13 protein-coding genes are annotated in these 16,024 nt (G+C 72.1%); 4 read left to right on the top strand and 9 right to left on the bottom strand.

Features of this window, described 5'->3' with window-relative positions:
* The first annotated feature begins 23 nt into the window (after window positions 1–23).
* Window positions 24–1,289 carry a hypothetical protein gene (locus PGH47_RS27205; protein WP_271665589.1) on the top strand — a complete coding sequence of 422 codons (1,266 nt, stop codon included), beginning with the start codon at window positions 24–26 and terminating at the stop codon, window positions 1,287–1,289.
* Here the strand turns inward: PGH47_RS27205 and PGH47_RS27200 are convergent.
* The 4 genes from PGH47_RS27200 to PGH47_RS27185 all read right to left on the bottom strand — a co-directional run bounded on the left by PGH47_RS27200 (window position 1,286) and on the right by PGH47_RS27185 (window position 6,739).
* Window positions 1,286–2,608, bottom strand: a complete 1,323-nt coding sequence (locus PGH47_RS27200) for an Nramp family divalent metal transporter (RefSeq protein ID WP_271665588.1) — start codon at window positions 2,606–2,608, stop codon at window positions 1,286–1,288. The genes PGH47_RS27205 and PGH47_RS27200 overlap by 4 nt on opposite strands.
* Window positions 2,609–2,659: 51 nt before the next feature.
* Window positions 2,660–3,016, bottom strand: a complete 357-nt coding sequence (locus tag PGH47_RS27195) for a hypothetical protein (protein ID WP_107903569.1) — start codon at window positions 3,014–3,016, stop codon at window positions 2,660–2,662.
* 76 nt (window positions 3,017–3,092) lie between these two features.
* Entirely contained in the window at window positions 3,093–4,016 is a 924-nt protein-coding gene (locus tag PGH47_RS27190) for an anti-sigma factor RsbA family regulatory protein (protein ID WP_271665587.1), read from the bottom strand.
* A 62-nt stretch (window positions 4,017–4,078) separates the two neighbouring features.
* Entirely contained in the window at window positions 4,079–6,739 is a 2,661-nt protein-coding gene (locus tag PGH47_RS27185) for an ATP-binding protein (RefSeq protein ID WP_271668168.1), read from the bottom strand.
* Between the two features lie 364 nt (window positions 6,740–7,103).
* Here PGH47_RS27185 and PGH47_RS27180 point away from each other — a divergent pair, with 364 nt between their 5' ends.
* Window positions 7,104–8,453, top strand: coding sequence for a M14 family metallopeptidase (locus tag PGH47_RS27180; protein ID WP_271665586.1), 1,350 nt, complete (start codon window positions 7,104–7,106; stop codon window positions 8,451–8,453).
* A gap of 21 nt (window positions 8,454–8,474) precedes the next feature.
* Here PGH47_RS27180 and PGH47_RS27175 read toward each other — a convergent pair whose 3' ends face one another.
* The 5 genes from PGH47_RS27175 to PGH47_RS27155 form a co-directional block, all read right to left on the bottom strand.
* The gene (locus PGH47_RS27175) at window positions 8,475–9,050 is read right to left on the bottom strand and encodes a hypothetical protein (RefSeq protein WP_271665585.1); all 576 of its coding nucleotides are present in this window, start codon (window positions 9,048–9,050) and stop codon (window positions 8,475–8,477) included.
* A 54-nt stretch (window positions 9,051–9,104) separates the two neighbouring features.
* Window positions 9,105–10,583: a GntP family permease gene (locus PGH47_RS27170; protein WP_126903509.1), complete on the bottom strand. Its 1,479-nt coding sequence runs from the start codon at window positions 10,581–10,583 to the stop codon at window positions 9,105–9,107.
* 115 nt (window positions 10,584–10,698) lie between these two features.
* Window positions 10,699–11,109: a RidA family protein gene (locus PGH47_RS27165; RefSeq protein WP_269640333.1), complete on the bottom strand. Its 411-nt coding sequence runs from the start codon at window positions 11,107–11,109 to the stop codon at window positions 10,699–10,701.
* Window positions 11,106–11,867, bottom strand: a complete 762-nt coding sequence (locus PGH47_RS27160) for an IclR family transcriptional regulator (RefSeq protein ID WP_271665584.1) — start codon at window positions 11,865–11,867, stop codon at window positions 11,106–11,108. The genes PGH47_RS27165 and PGH47_RS27160 overlap by 4 nt, the downstream gene beginning before the upstream one ends.
* Window positions 11,864–12,904: a sugar kinase gene (locus tag PGH47_RS27155; protein WP_435887826.1), complete on the bottom strand. Its 1,041-nt coding sequence runs from the start codon at window positions 12,902–12,904 to the stop codon at window positions 11,864–11,866. The genes PGH47_RS27160 and PGH47_RS27155 overlap by 4 nt, the downstream gene beginning before the upstream one ends.
* Window positions 12,905–13,105: 201 nt before the next feature.
* On the opposite strand from PGH47_RS27155, the gene PGH47_RS27150 reads away from it, so the two are divergent.
* Together PGH47_RS27150 and PGH47_RS27145 are read left to right on the top strand one after the other, a co-directional pair.
* Window positions 13,106–14,377 carry an amino acid deaminase gene (locus PGH47_RS27150; RefSeq protein ID WP_271665582.1) on the top strand — a complete coding sequence of 424 codons (1,272 nt, stop codon included), beginning with the start codon at window positions 13,106–13,108 and terminating at the stop codon, window positions 14,375–14,377.
* Window positions 14,378–14,389: 12 nt separating this feature from the next.
* Window positions 14,390–16,000, top strand: coding sequence for an N-acyl-D-amino-acid deacylase family protein (locus PGH47_RS27145; protein WP_271665581.1), 1,611 nt, complete (start codon window positions 14,390–14,392; stop codon window positions 15,998–16,000).
* The last annotated feature ends 24 nt before the right edge of the window (window positions 16,001–16,024 follow it).

The following is a 16,024-nucleotide window of genomic DNA, read 5'->3' as shown; positions in this document are numbered from 1 at the left end:
ACCCCGACGAACGGTGGTTTGCCATGCCTGTGGAACACGACGAGGAACACTTCGAAGGGCAACTCGGTCACGCCCTGCACGACCTCGGCGACCGCTTCGAGGCCGACCGCACCGCGCTCGCCGACGCCGGCCGGGCACGGGGACGCCGGCTGCGGCTCAGGCGCCGGGCCGCGGTCGCCGGCGGCGCCGCCGGTATCGCCCTGGTCGGGGTGGGCGGCGCGCTGCTGGTGCCCTGGAACGGCACGCCGGCCCCGCGGCCGTCGAGCTCCGACGTGGCGCAGCAGTCCTCGGCCACCCCGACCGCGCCCCCCGTGCAGGGCAGTCGGCTGGTCAAGGCGCTCGAAGGGCTGCTCCCCGAGGGCGAGTTCAGCGGGCAGGAGGCCCGCGGCACCGACGAGGGCCCGCTGATGCTGCCGTACGTCCGGCTCGTGTTCGACGACGGAAAGGGCCCCGCGGCCGTGGGCGTGAGCCTCGACCGGATCGAGCCCGGCAGCGACCGGGCCCGTGAGACGACGGACTGCCCGGACAAGGCGCTGGTCCCGCACGACAGCTGCGTCACCGAACGGCTGCCCGACGGATCCCTGCTCAAGCTGTTCCAGGGCTACGAGTATCCCGACCGGCGCGTCGACACCAAGCTGTGGTCCGCCGACCTTCTCACCCCGACCGGCCGGCACATCTCCGTCAGCGAGTGGAACGCCGCCGCCGAGAAGGGCGCCCCGGTCAGCCGCAGCGCACCCCCGTTGTCCACGGCCGAGTTGAAGGAGCTGGTGACGGCACAGGTGTGGCGCACGATCGCCGACTCCATCCCCGAGGACCCGAAGAAGCCCACGAAGCCCACGGCGACGGCCACGCCGGGCGACGCCCCCGAGGAGCCGAGCACCGAGGCGGTCCTCGGCACCCTGCGGCCGCTCCTGCCCAAGGGCATCGAGGTCGTCGAGAAGGGCAGCGACTACACCTACCTCGTCCTCGACGACGGCAAGGGCCGCAGCTATGTCCAGATCGACGTCCAGCACGGCATGGGCGACGTGGCGGACGAACTGTTCGGCGGCGACTCCGAGACCCTGCCCGACGGCACGAAGGTCGCCTTCCGTGAGAGCGGCGGCGACAAGGGCGTCGCGGGCGCCGTGATGTGGACCGTCGACACCCTGCGCACCGACGGCTTCCGGGTCGTCGTCAGCACCCTCAACGCCGGGACCCAGCACGACGCCCCGACCCGGAAGACCCCCGCCCTCAGCAAGGAACAGCTCCGGGAGATCGCCCTGAGCCCCGAGTGGGACCGGTACCGCTAGAAGAACTCCGACCACGGCTGGTCCCAGACCTGCTTCACGCACAGCACCAGGAACAGCAGCCCGGCGACCGCCAGCATCAGGTTGCTCAGCGGGCCGTTGCGCCATGGCGCGGGCGTGCGCGAGGAGTTGAGGAGCCAGATCAGGGTGCCGGCGAGGAACGGCAGGAAGGCGGCGCCCAGGACGCCGTAGATGATGATCAGGCGGAAGGGTTCGCCCTGGAAGAGCAGGACGATGGGCGGGAAGGTCAGCCACAGCAGGTACGCGCGGAACGGCCAGGACCGTTCGCGTGCGCCGGAGGCGACCTCCTCGCCCTTCAGCTCGCCCTCGCCGCGGAAGCGGGCCACGAAGTCCGCGAACATCAGGCTCACGCCGTGCCAGACGCCGATCAGGGAGGTGTAGGAGGTGGCGAAGAAGCCGATCAGGAAGAACTTGGCGGTCGCCGTGCCGTACTCCTCCTCCAGGATGTCGCTGAGCTGGAGCAGCCCCTTGTCGCCGCTCGCGATGGCCACGTTCGCGGAGTGCAGCAGCTCCGCGCCGACGAAGAGCATCGCGACCACGAAGATGCCGGTGGTGATGTACGCGACGCGGTTGTCGAGCCGCATCACCTTCATCCAGCCGGTGTTCGTCCAGCCCTTGGCGTTGACCCAGTAGCCGTACGCGGCAAGGGTGATGGTGCCGCCGACGCCGCCGATCAGGCCCAGGGTGTTGAGGACGGAGTCCTTCTCGTCGGGCAGGACGGGCAGCAGTCCGGCGAAGGCGTCCCCGAGGTTGGGCGTGACGCGGATCGCGAGATACACCGTCACCACGAACATGACGCCCACCAGGACCGTCATGACCTTCTCGAAGACCGCGTACTTGTTGAACCAGACGAAGACCAGGCCGAGCAGACCGCAGGCGATGGCCCACCACTCAAGGTCCATCACGTCCGGGAACAGGGCCTGCAGCGGCAGCGCGCTGGAGGACATGGCGGCCGCGCCGTAGACGAAGCCCCAGATCACGGCGTAGACGCCGAAGAACCAGATGGTCCAGCGGCCGAGGCTCGCCCAGCCGTCGAACAGGGTGCGGCCGGTGGACAGATGCCAGCGTCCGGCCGCCTCGGCGAGGGAGATCTTGACCAGGCAGCCGATGACGGCGGCCCACAGCAGGGTGTAGCCGAAGTTGCTGCCCGCGATGAGGGTGGCGACCAGGTCGCCGGCGCCGACGCCGGTCGCGGCGACGACGATGCCTGGTCCGATGTAGCGCCAACGGGACTTACCCGAGGGGGTGTCGGAGTCGGAGGATGCCTCAGTGTCCGTGGGGTTTCCTGTGGTGTCCGCCATGCAGATCAAGAAAGCGTAAAGAGGCGGACCCGGCAAGGGGGCGGGACCGGATCAGTCCGCGCCGCGGAACGACCCGCCCACGACAAGTCCCGGCGCGCACCGGCATGTGCCGAGTTCGAACCACACCGTCTTGCCCACCCCGTCGCGCACTTCGCAGCGCAGGATCCCGTGCGCGGCGGACAGGGTGAGCCGGAAGCGGGTCGCCGCCTGCCGCAGGGCGTTCGCGGCGAGGTCGCTCACCAGACGTTCCGCCATGTCCACCAGGTCGTCGAGGTCCGCGAGCCCCCATCCCTCCAGCTGCCGGCGGACCGCCGCGCGGGCCTCGCCGACCGCGGCGGGGCGGGGCTCGTACTCGACGCTCAGATGACCTGCGCCCAGGGGCGGCTGGGGATAGGAGCCGTACAGCATGGGTCCAGGGTGACGGGTGCGAGGGCGCGGCCGCAGGGGGAGAAATACCCGATTCCATACCTGCGTGCGGACTCCGCTACCCGTACTGGAGCCGTACGCTCGCACCCTCCCGGTCGTCGCGGACGTCGACATATGCGCACACCTGGCGGGCGAACCACAGTCCCTGCCCGGGTTCCGGTTCCAGGCGCTGCGGCGGTACGAACCCGGCCAGCGGGTCGTCGACGGGGCGCACGGCACGCAGTTCGCACACGCACGCCGGGGCCTCGCCCCACAGCAGGGCGCCCTCCAGCGGGCCGAGCGTGGCGGCCGCCTCGGTGACGGCCGTGGCGAACAGCTCCCCGTCCGCCGCGGACAGTCCCTGGACGGTGGCCCAGGTACGCACGGCGTCCGCGGCGGGGACCGGACCGGACAGGTACTCGGCGTCGACGGGCGGCGCGGGCAGCGGTACGGCGTCGAGCTCGGAGGCGAGCCGGACCGGGTCCACGTAGACGCCGGTGTCGGGGTGGGCCCGGCGGGCGGCGGCGACGATGGCGTGGCCGGCGACCCGGGTGTCGTAGGCGCACAGGGCGGTCGTGGCGAGCGGGGCGAACAGGAGGTTGGCGAGCGCCTCGTAGCGGATCCACTCGGCGGTCTCGCGCGGCGAGCGTCCGGCCCGCCCGCCCCACACGGGTTCCATGAGCAGATGGATACGGCCGCCGGGACCGGCGTTGGCGGCGAGGTGGCCGGCACTGCGGGCGATGGCGTTGGCGGCGGAGCCGGTGTACCACTCGGTGTGCGGGACGAGGACGACGTCCTTCACGCCGTCGCCGAGGGCGTCGCGCAGGAGGTCCAGGTTGCCGGGCGCGGCGATGGCCACCGGCGGCGGCTCGTCGGGCGCCGCGAGAGCCTCGGTGAGGAAGGGCAGGGCGGCGGCGAGGAACTCGTCGTCGCTGCGGAAGACCGCCATGCGGTGGTCGAAGCAGTCCTGCGGCGGGGTGGACGGGTCGGGTCGGGTGGTCATCGGTACGGACTCCCCTCGGATTGCGAGTCGATGCGTCGGGACGGCGCTGTGGGCCGTGGGTGTCAGCGCTGCGCCGCCACCCAGGCGGCGATCTGGCTGCGCTTGTTGAAGCCGAGCTTGCGCAGGACGCGTTCGACGTGGCCCTCCGCGGTGCGCCGGGCGATGACCAGGCGGTCGGCGATCTGCTGGTTGGCGAGGCCCTGGGCGACGAGTTCGGCGACCTCGCTCTCGCGGCGGGTGAGGCGGACGCCGGGCGTCGACGGGGTGGATCTGTGGCGGCCGTTCGTCCGTCGGCCGGCCGTGGGCCGGCGGGGCCGAACGGTGTCGCCGACGGCGTACTCGACGGTCCGGGCGAGGTCGAGCGCGGCGCCGCGCTCGTAGGCCCGCCCGTAGTCGGACGGGCCCAGTCCCGCACGTGCCCGGGCCTCGCTGTCGCGGCGGGCGGAGGTGAGGGTCGCCGAGCCCCAGCGGTCGCGGTCGATGGCGGTCCAGGTGCGGTCGGCGGCACCGAGCAGGGCGGCCGCACGCTCGTGGGTGCCCTGCTCGACGGCGGTGCGGGCGAGGAGGTCGAGGGTGAGGGCGATGCCGATGACGTCGTGCACGGCGATCTTCAGACGCAGGGCCTGCCGGGCGTGGTGCTCGGCGCGGGGCCAGTCGCGGCACACGGTGTGGGCGAGGGCGAGCATCCGCAGGACGTAGGAGTGCACCCACTCCTCGCCATGCCGCTCGCACATCCTGCGGGCGCCCTCGCAGACCTCCACGGCACGGTCGGCCTCGCCCAGGAAGCCGAGGGCGCAGGCGAGTTCGACCTGGTCGAGGCCGTGCAGGCTGAGGTGCTGGCCGGGTACGGGGCCGCGCGCGACGCTCGCCTCGAAGTGCCTGAGCGCGGTCGGCAGGTCGTCCATGAACAGGGTGATGACACCGATGACGTACTCGGCGTGCGCCGTCTCCGCCGCGTCGTCGAGGTCCTGGGCCAGGAGGTGCGCGTCGCGGGCGAGGGCGAGGCCCGCGGTGAGGGCGTGGGTGCCGGCGGCGAGGAGGCCGGCGATCCACAGGCCGCGGGCCCGTTCGGGGGTGGGTTCCGGGTTGGCGGCGAGGGCGCGGTCGAGCCAGTGCCGGCCCTCGCGCGGGGCACCGCATGCGTGCCAGTAGAACCAGAGGGTGCCGGCCAGCCGCAGGCCCGCGAGACGCTCGCCCCGGGTGGTGAGGCTGAAGTCGAGGGCGGTACGGATGTTGTCCTGGTCGGCCCGGAGCCGGGCGACCATGTCGCGCTGGCCCGGTCCGAACCAGGCCCGCTCGCAGGCGGCGGCGCGGCGCAGCATCCAGTCGCGCTGGCGCCGGCGTGCGGCGGGCTCCTCGCCGGGCAGCGCGCGCAGACGGTCCAGGCCGTAGTGGCGGAGGGTGTCGAGGAGGCGGTAGCGGATGCCGTCCGGGCCGGACTCCCGGGACAGTACGGACTTGTCGACGAGGCCGGCGACGGCGTCGAGGACGTCGTGGGGCCGGATGTCCGCCCGCTCCTCCTCACCCCCGTCGGCTCCGCCGGTCGCCGCGCACACCGCCTCCGCCGCCTCCAGGCCGAGGACGTCGTGGGGCCGGACGGCCGCCCGCTCTTCCTCACCCCCGTCGGCTCCGCCGGTCGCCGCGCACACCGCCTCCGCCGCCTCCAGGCCGAGGACGTCGTGGGGCCGGACGGCCGCCCGCTCTTCCTCACCCCCGTCGGCTCCGCCGGTCGCCGCGCACACCGCCTCCGCCGCCTCCAGGCCGAGGACGTCGTGGGGCCGGACGGCCGCCCGCTCCTCCTCACCCCCGTCGGCTCCGCCGGTCGCCGCGCACACCGCCTCCGCCGCCTCCAGGTCGAAGCTCCCCGCCAGCACCGACAGCCGTGCCCACACCAACCGCTCCCGCCCGGTGCACAGTTCGTGGCTCCAGTCGACGGCGGCGCGCAGGGTCTGGTGGCGGGGCAGGGACGCGGGGCTGCCGCCGGTGAGGAGGCGGTAGCGGTCGTCGAGGCGGTCGAGGAGCTGGTCGACGTCGAGGACCCGCATCCGCACGGCGGCGAGTTCGATGGCGAGGGGGAGCCCGTCGAGGCGCCGGCACAGGCGGGCCGCGGCGGCCCGGTTGGCGGCGGTGAGCCGGAAGCCGGGGACCACCGCGGCGGCCCGGTCGGCGAACAGGGCGAGCGCCGGGGAGCCCTCGGGCGCGGACAGGTCGCCGTCCGGGTCGGGGACCGGCAGGGGCCGCACCTCCAGGAGGTGTTCCTCGGTGAGGCCGAGGCGGTGGCGGCTGGTGGCGAGGATCCGTACGCCGGTCGTGCCGTGCAGCAGGGCCGCGGCGAGTTCGGCGCAGGCGGTCGGCAGGTGCTCGCAGTTGTCGACGAGCAGGAGAAGCCGGCGGTCCTTCAGCTGCTCCACCAGCGCGTCGAGCGGCGGCCTCGCGGAGCGGTCCGGCAGGTCGAGCGCGTCGGCTGCGGCGAGCGGCACGAGCGCCGGGTCGTCCAGGCCGGAGAGCGGCACGAAACGTACGCCGTCCGGGAAGGTGCGTCGCAGGCCGGCCGCCAGACGTGCGGCGAGTCGCGTCTTGCCGACGCCGCCGGGTCCGGTCAGGGTGACGAGCCGGGCCCTGGCCAACAGCTCGCGTCCGGCGGCGAGTTCGCCGCGCCGGTCGACGAAGCTGGTCGTCTCGACCGGCAACTGCCGATCCGGTCCAGGCGCCGATCCGCCCATGATCAGCCGTTCCTCCGGGGTGATGTCGAAGGGAGCCTGAAGTCCGCGGCCCGGGAGGCGGCGGGTGCGCCGGTCCCCGCCAAGCCGCCGCTCCCGCCGTTCCCCCCTTGCGCGGATCACCACACTCCCCCCACCCGGCACGGTCCCGCACGCCCGGCTCACACCCCCGGGTGGACTTCCCCGGGGACCGCTCGGCACCAAGGCCGCGCGCGTACACTGCGCGGCCGATTTTCGGATGGTTCACGCCCCCGAACCCCCTCGCGCCCTTGACCTGTCCATGCCACCGCCGCACCATGAGCGCCACACCCGCACCAAGTACGTACGTCGCACTGAACCCCACCCCCCACTCCCACAAGGAGAATTCATGCGACTTCGCATACGCGGCTCAGGCGGCCGGAGCGGCAGACGAACCGCCGCCCTCGCCGGACTGCTCGCCCTCGCCCTCGCGGCGCCGATCTCGGCGAACGTGTCCGCGAACGCCGACAGCGCCCCCAAGGCGGCCTCCTCGGCCGACGACATCCGCCAGTACGAGGTCCGGCTGCACGGCGGCGCCGAGGCCCGCACGGCACTTCAACGCACCGGCGTGACCGTGGACGCCACCGACGACCACGGCGTCGTCGTCTCCGGCCGGGCCGACCAGATCAAGAAGCTCAGGTCGCTCGGCTACGACGTCACCCCGCTCGGCGCGGTCCCCGACCGGTCAGCCGGCGAGGACGACGTCCGGCTCTACGACTTCCCGTCCGGCGACTCGCGCTATCACAACTACGCGGAGATGACGAGCGAGATCAACTCGATCGTCTCGGCCAACCCCTCCATCGCGAGCCAGCGCGTCATCGGCACGTCGTACCAGGGCCGCAACATCGTCGCCATCAAGATCAGCGACAACGTCGGCACCGACGAGGCCGAGCCGGAGGTGCTGTTCACCCATCACCAGCACGCCCGTGAGCACCTCACCGTCGAGATGGCGCTGTATCTGCTGCGCGAGCTCACCTCCGACTACGGCAGCGACTCCCGGGTCACGGGTCTGGTCAACAACCGTGAGATCTGGATCGTGCCCGACCTCAACCCCGACGGCGGCGAGTACGACATCGCCACCGGCTCCTACCGGTCGTGGCGCAAGAACCGCCAGCCCAACTCCGGTTCGTCGGCCGTCGGAACCGACCTCAACCGCAACTGGGCCTACCGCTGGGGCTGCTGCGGCGGTTCGTCGGGCTCGACGTCCTCGGAGACGTACCGTGGCGCGTCCGCCGAGTCGGCGCCCGAGGTCAAGGTGGTCGCCAACTTCGTGCGCAGCCGGGTCGTCGGCGGCAAGCAGCAGATCACGGCCGGGATCGACTTCCACACCTACAGCGAACTGGTGCTGTGGCCGTTCGGGTACACGTACTCGGACACCGCGACCGGGATGACGGCCGACGACCGCAACGCGTTCGCCGCGGTCGGGCAGAAGATGGCCGCGAGCAACGGCTACACGCCGGAGCAGGCCAGCGATCTGTACATCACCGACGGGTCGATCGACGACTGGCTGTGGGGCAACCAGAAGATCTTCTCGTACACCTTCGAGATGTACCCGAGGTCCGGGGGCGGCGGGTTCTACCCGCCCGACGAGGTCATCGAGCGGGAGACGTCCCGGAACCGGGATGCGGTGCTGCAGCTGCTGGAGAACGCCGATTGCATGTACAGGTCGATCGGGAAGGAAACCCAGTACTGCAGCTAGGTGCGCGGTTCCCCGCGCCCCTCAGTCGGATTCCTCGAAGTAGGCGTCCAGCACTGCGTCCAACTGCTCGTCCCATTCCTTGAAGCGCGCCCTGGCCGTCGCCTCGATCTCGATCGGGTACCAGCGGCGGTCAGGAGTGTGCACCGTGATGGTGTAGCGCTTCCCGAAGCGCGGGGACTCGGTCTCGATCGCGCCGATCTCGTCCCAGCGGAACTCGCACTCCTGGTCGTCCAGGGTGAGCCGAACGCCCTTGTGGTCGACGGCGATCCGGGCCCGGCGGTCGGCGGCCTCGAAGACGGGGCCGTCCACGGGGGCGTCCTCCTCGTCGTCCTCGTCGTCCGCCTCATCGGCCTCGTCGACGGCGTCCTCCGCGTCGTCATCGGCGTCGTCGATGTCGTCGATGCCGTCGGCGGCCTCCGTCCCGGGCTCGTCGGCGTCGTCGAGGGCGGTCTCCTCCGAGTCGGCCTCGCCGGCCGCGTCCTCCTTCTTCGCGCCCTTGGGCGCGACGGACGCGGGCGAGGTGAGACCGGGGATGAAGGCCGGGTCGAACCCGGCGCCCTCCAGGGGCTGGCTGCCTGAACCTATGCGCTGCTCCACAGCCGAGCAGTATGGTCGACAACCCTGTGTCCCGCGCAACCAGCCCCCGCATCGTTACACGAACAGGCTCAGCACCGCCGCCACGACGAACCCGGCCACCGACAGGACACTTTCGAGCACGGTCCACGTCTTCAACGTGTCACGTTCGCTGATGCCGAAGTACTTGGCGACTATCCAGAAGCCGCCGTCGTTGACGTGCGAGGCGAAGATCGAGCCGGCCGAGATGGCCATGATCACCAGCGCTACGAAGGCCTGGGAGTGGTCGCCCCCGGTGAGCAGGGGAGCCACGATGCCGGCCGTGGTGACGATGGCGACCGTCGCCGAGCCCTGGGCGACCCGCAGGACCACCGAGATCAGGTACGACAGCACCAGGACGGGCAGGCCCACGTCGTTGAAGGTGTCGGACAGGGCCTGGGCGACGCCGCTGGCCTTGAGGACGGCGCCGAAGACGCCGCCCGCGCCGACCACCAGGAGGATGTTGCCGACGGGCTTCAGGGAGGAGGTCGACACCGTCTCCAGGGACTTGCGGGACCAGCCGCGGCGGATGCCCAGCAGGTAGTAGGCGAGCAGCAGGGCGATCGTCAGGGCCACGAACGGGTTGCCGAAGAACTCGATCACCGAGCGGGGGGTGGAGGGGTCCAGGGCGATCGAGGAGAACGTGGCGGCCAGGATCAGCGCCAGCGGCGTACCGATGATGGCGAGGACCGTGCCGAGCGGGACCGGCTTCTCCTGGGGCTCGACCCCGGCCGCCCGCTGCTCGTCGAGCACGGCCTGCTTCGCCTCGTCCGCCGCCTCGACCATGTCCTGCGGCACGGCGACGAAGATGCGCTTGCCGATCCAGGCCGAGAACACCCACGCGGCCAGCACCGCCGGGATGCCGCAGACGATGCCCATGAGGATGACCCAGCCCAGCTCGACGTGGAGCAGGCCGGCCGCCGCGACCGGGCCGGGGTGCGGGGGCAGGAAGGCGTGGGTCATCGACAGGCCCGCCAGCAGCGGCAGGCAGTACAGCAGGACGGACTTGCCGGAGCGCTTGGCGGCGGCGTAGACGAGCGGCGCGAGGACGAAGATGCCGACGTCGAAGAAGACCGGGATGCCGAAGATGAGGCCGGTGAGGCCCATCGCGAGCGGCGCGCGCTTCTCGCCGAAGAGGTTGAGCAGTCGGGACGCCAACACCTCGGCGCCGCCGCTGACTTCGAGGATCGCGCCGAGCATGGTGCCCAGGCCGATGATGATCGCGACATGGCCGAGGATGCCGCCCATGCCCGACTCGATGGTGGACACGGCGTCCGAGCGCTGGACGGTGCCGAAGAGTTCGGTGACGGAGAGACCGGCCATCAGGCCGACGACTATGGAGACCGCGAGGAGCGCCACGAACGGCTGGAGGCGCGTCTTGATGATCAGGAAGAGCAGCAGGGCGATGCCGATGGCGGCGACGGTGAGGAGACCGGCCGTACCGTCGATCAGGAGGAGCAGGCCGCCGGTGTGGGGTGGGGTCTCGGGGGTGGCGGCCGCGGCGAGCGGATGGGGCATTTGGGGGGTCCTCTGGTTAAGTACATGGAGCTTTCGGGCAGGGGGGATCGCGGCACGGCGCCCAGGGGGTGCGGGCCGCCATGCCGTTCACGGGGTGCGGGGGGTTGAGGAGGCGTCAGCCCAGTACGGCCAGCGCGTCGATCTCGATGAGCAGGCCCGCGGGCAGACCGACGTAGACGGTCGTGCGGGCGGCGGGCGGCTGGGTGAGCCCCTGCTCCTCGAAGTAGGTGTTGTAGATGTCGTTCATCTCTGCGAAGTGGGCGACGTCCGTCAGATAGACGCGGATCATCATCACGTCGTCCCAGGAGGCACCGCCCTCCTCAAGGATCGCCTTGACGTTGGCGAGGGTCTGGAGGGTCTGCTCGCGCAGGGTGGGACCGGCCGGCGTCGGGGGCTGCCCCTCGACCGCGGGGAGGAAGCCGACCTGGCCCGCGACCTGGAGGATGTTCCCCTTCTTCACGCCGTGCGAGAACTTCGCCGGGGGCGTGGTGTGGGTCTTCGGGGTGAGTGCGGTCTTCTCGGTCATGCCGTGCCCTTCGCTGAGTTTCTGCCGGAGTACTCGCCGCTGATGTCGTCCGCCGTACGGCGCACCAGCGGGAGCAGGGTGAGGAGTTCGTCGGCGGTGACGACGACGTTCGGGGCGGAGACCGACATCGCGGCGACGACACGGCCGTCGGCGCCGCGGATCGGCGCGGCGACGCAGTTGATGGACTCCTCGTGGCCACCGAGGTCGGTGGCCCAGCCCTGTTCGCGCACCTTGGCCAGTTCCCTGAGGAAGGCCTCCGGATTCGGTGTCGAACGGGCCGTGTACATGGGGTAGTCGAGCTTCTCGGCCAGCGGGCGGCGCTCGTGCTCGGGCAGGTCGGCGAGCAGCAGCTTCGCCACGGCGGCCACGGTGATGGCGACGGGCTTGCCGATCCGTGAGTACATCCGCACCGGGTAGCGGCTCTCGACCTTGTCGATGTAGAGCACCTCGTCCTCCTCGTACACGGCGAGGTGGACGGTGTGCCCGCAGCTCTCGTTCAGCCGTGCGAGATGGGGGTGGGCGATCTCGCGGATGTCGAGGTTCTCCATCGCCTCCTGGGCGAGGGCGATGAGGCGGGCGCCGAGGCGGTAGCGCTGGTCGGACTGGCGGTAGACCATGCCGTGCTCGTGCAGGGTGCGCAGCAGGCGCAGCGCGGTGGACTTGTGGACGCCGAGGCGGTCGGCGACCTGGCCCAGGTCCGCGGGGCCCTCGGCGAGCAGCGGCAGGATGCTGAGCGCCCGGTCGACGGTCTGGCTCATGGCGTACGTACCTCCTCGTCGGCCCGCTCGATGGCTTGCGTCCAGCCGGGGCCGAGTCGAAGTTTCTCCCACCCGGCGTCGTCGAGGGCGGCCAGGCGGTCGGCGGTGTCGCGGGCGGGGGGTGCGGCGAGGTCGCCGGGGGCGGTGAGGGTGGCGGCGGCCCAGAGGTGGCCGTGCCGGAGACGGTCCCGAACGGGCAGGCCGCGGAGGGTGGCGGAGAGGAACCCGGCGGCGAAGGCGTCGCCCGCACCGGTGCTCGCCAGGACGTCAACAGCGAGGGCGGGTTCGAAAGTGCCCCGGGCGGGGGCCGCTCCCAGGGGCGCGGGGAACTGCGCGACCAGCCACGACGAACCCGCAGCCGACACGAATGCGGTAGCCCCCACTCCCCCTTGCTTGACCACCAGCACATGCGGCTCGGGCAACGCCGCACGCACCGCGTCCGGTCCCCCCGTGATCCCCCAGGCCTCCTCCGCCTCGTCCTCGCCCACGAACACGACGTCGGCGCCGCGCGCCAGTTCCAGCAGCACCCGCGGACCGTCGGCGTCACGCCACAGCCCCGATCGGTGGTTCACGTCGAAGGACACGAGCGGGCGCCCCGCACGCGGTGCCATGAGCTCCCGCATCAGGCCGAGACAGTCCTGAGACAACGCCGCCGTGATTCCCGACAGATGCAGCACCCGCCCCGAACGCACCGCGGCCAGGTCCACGTTCTCCACGGACATCGCCGACGCCGCCGAACCCGCCCGGTAGTACGCCACCTCGTGCGTGTCCGTCGCCCGGTCGCCCGCCGTGCGGAAGTACACGCCGGTCGGCCGCGCGGCATCCCTCCCCACGGCCGAGACATCGACGCCGTGGGCCCCGATCGCCTCGACCAGATGGTCACCGAACCCGTCGGCGCCGACCCGGCTCACCCAGCGCACGGCGTGCCCCGCGGCGGCGAGCCCGCAGGCGACGTTGGACTCCGCGCCCCCGATCGCGCGCTCGAACGACGGTACGTCGGCGAGGCGTCCGGGTCGTGAGGGAAGGAACGTGACCATGGACTCGCCGAGCGCGACGACATCCACGCCGTCGGGGGCATTGCAGGGTCCGGTGATGGTCACGATCGTCGTAGCTCCAGGGCTTGTGCGGGTGGAACGGCGGCTCCGTTGACCCGCGGTTGGCCGAGATGTTAGACAGCGGTAAGCGATATACGCAATGGGCGTTGCAGCAAATGCAACACCACAGATCAGGGAGGTTCCATGAGCAACGAGGCGCTCGCCGGTCTGGCCGAGGAACGCGTCGACCACCGCTTCAAGGGCCTCCCCCCGGACGCCGACGGCCTGACCGTCGCGCAGCTCGCGGCCCAGCGCCGCAACCTCTTCACCGGCGGCTTCGCCACGCCCGTGCTCGCGCTCTCCGCCGAGCGCCTGGAGCACAACCTCGACCTGATGGAGACGTACGCCACCCGGCACGGCCTCGCCTTCGCGCCGCACGGCAAGACCTCCATGGCGCCGCAGCTCTTCCAGCGGCAGATCGAGCACGGCGCGTGGGGCATCACGCTCGCCGTGCCGCACCAGGTGCGGGTGGCAAGGGCGTACGGCACCGAGCGGATCTTCCTGGCGAACGAACTGGTCGACGCCGCGGCCCTGCGCTGGATCGCGGCCGAGCTCACCGCCGACCCGGCCTTCCGTCTCGTCTGTTACGTCGACTCCGTGCGCGGCGTGGAGCTGATGGACGCGGCGTTGCGCGACGCCGGCGCGAGTCGGCCGGTGGACGTCGTGGTGGAGCTGGCGGCCGGCGAGGGCGCCCGGACGGGCGTCCGCACGGAGGCGGAGTGCGCCGCCGTCGCCGACGCGGTGGCGGGTGTGTCCACGCTGCGGCTGGCCGGTGTCGCCGGGTACGAGGGCGAGGTCCCGCAGGCGAACCCCGAGCGGGTGCACGCATGGCTGCGCCGGCTGGTCTCGCTGGCCGTCGAGTTCGACAAGGCGGGCCGGTTCGCGGGCCTTGAGGAGATCGTCGTCAGCGCGGGCGGCAGCGCCTGGTTCGACGCGGTGGCCGACGTGTTCGCCGAGATCCCCGAACTCTCCGTACCCGTGCTGAAGTTGCTGCGCTCGGGCGCGTACGTCTCGCACGACGACGGCCACTACCGCAAGCTGACCCCGTTCAACCGGGTCCCGCAGGAGGGCGCCCTCGAACCCGCCTTCCGGCTGTGGACCCAGGTCGTCTCCCGTCCCTCGCCCGAGCAGGCCTTCGTCAACGCGGGCAAGCGGGACGCGGCCTACGACCTCGACCTGCCGTTCGCGCAGGTGGTCCGGCGCGACGGCGCCGAGCGCCCGGCGACCGGCATCTCGGTGACCGCCCTGTCCGACCAGCACGCGTGGCTGGCGACGACCGCGGAGGCGGACCTGGAGGTCGGGGACTGGGTCGGGATGGGGCTGTCGCACCCGTGCACGTCGTTCGACAAGTGGCAGCTGATCCCCGTCGCCGAGGCTGACGGGACGGTCGTCGACTACATCCGTACGTTCTTCTAGGAGGGGGCGGTCGTGGAAGAGCTCGTCATCCGGGACGCGGAGGTCGTGGACGGCAGCGGCGGTGCGTCCTACCGCGCCGATGTCGTCGTGGACGGCGGCAGGATCGTCTCGATCGTGCAGGAGGCCGCCGCGGCCGGCTGCCAGCGGCCGAAGGCGCGCCGGGAGCTGGACGCCGAGGGACTGGTCCTCGCCCCCGGCTTCATCGACATGCACGCCCACAGCGATCTGGCGCTGCTGCGCGACCCCGACCACAGCGCGAAGGCCGCGCAGGGCGTCACCCTGGAGGTCATCGGCCAGGACGGCCTGTCGTACGCCCCGGTCGACGACCGCACCCTCGCCGAGGTCCGTCGCGCGATCACCGGCTGGAACGGCTTCGGCGACGACATCGACTTCGACTGGCGGACCGTGGGTGAGTACCTGGACCGCCTGGACCGGGGCATCGCGGTCAACGCGGCATACCTCATCCCCCAGGGCACGGTCCGTGCGCTCGCCGTCGGCTGGGAGGACCGGGAGGCCACGCCGGACGAGCTCGACCGGATGCGCCGGCTGGTCGCGGAGGGCCTGGAGCAGGGCGCGGTCGGCCTGTCGTCGGGGCTGACGTACACACCGGGCATGTACGCCAAGGACGCGGAACTGACCGAGCTGTGCCGGGTGGTGGCGTCCTACGGCGGCTACTACTGCCCGCACCACCGCTCCTACGGGGCCGGGGCCCTTCAGGCGTACGAGGAGATGGTGGCCCTGACCCGGGAGGCGGGCTGCGCCCTGCACCTGGCGCACGCCACCATGAACTTCGGCGTGAACGAGGGCCGGGCGCCGGAGCTGCTGTCCCTGCTGGACAAGGCGCTCGCCGACGGCGCCGACATCAGCCTGGACACCTACCCCTACACGCCCGGCTGCACGACGCTCGTCGCGATGCTGCCGAGCTGGGCGAGCGAGGGCGGTCCGGAGGCGATCCTGGCCCGGCTGGCGGACGACGACACCGCCGAGCGGATCCGCCACCACATGGAGGTCATCGGCGCGGACGGCTGCCACGGCGTGCCCATCGAGTGGGACACGATCGAGATCTCGGGGGTGAGCGACCCGGACCTGGTGGACCACGTGGGCCGGACCGTGCGGCAGTCGGCGGACGCGCGCGGCGAGGCGCCCTGGGTGACCGCCCGCCGGCTGCTCCTTCAGGACCGCCTCGGCTCGACGATCCTCCAGCATGTCGGGCACGAGGAGAACGTGCGCACGATCATGCGGCACCGCGTCCACACGGGCGGCTCGGACGGCATCCTCCAGGGCACCAAGCCCCATCCACGGGCGTACGGCACCTTCCCGCACTACCTCGGCCACTACGTGCGGGAGTTGGGGGTGCTGTCGCTGGAGGAGTGCGTGGCCCATCTGACCTCGCGCCCGGCGGCGCGGCTGCGGCTGCCGGACCGGGGCCTGGTCCGCGAGGGGTACCGGGCGGACCTGGTGCTGTTCGACCCGCGGACGGTGGCGGCGGGCTCGACGTTCGAGGAACCGCGGCGACTGCCGACGGGCATCCCGTACGTCCTCGTCGACGGCCGTTTCGTGATGGAGGACGGCCGCAGGACGGATGTGCTGGCGGGGCGGGCGGTCCGCAGGACGACTCGGTGACGTGCGGACCGCCCGCCGCCAGGT

The sequence above is a fragment of the Streptomyces sp. HUAS 31 genome, assembly GCF_028198125.1.
GTDB lineage: Bacteria > Actinomycetota > Actinomycetes > Streptomycetales > Streptomycetaceae > Streptomyces > Streptomyces chartreusis.
This window is presented reverse-complemented; position numbering and strand designations above follow the sequence as displayed.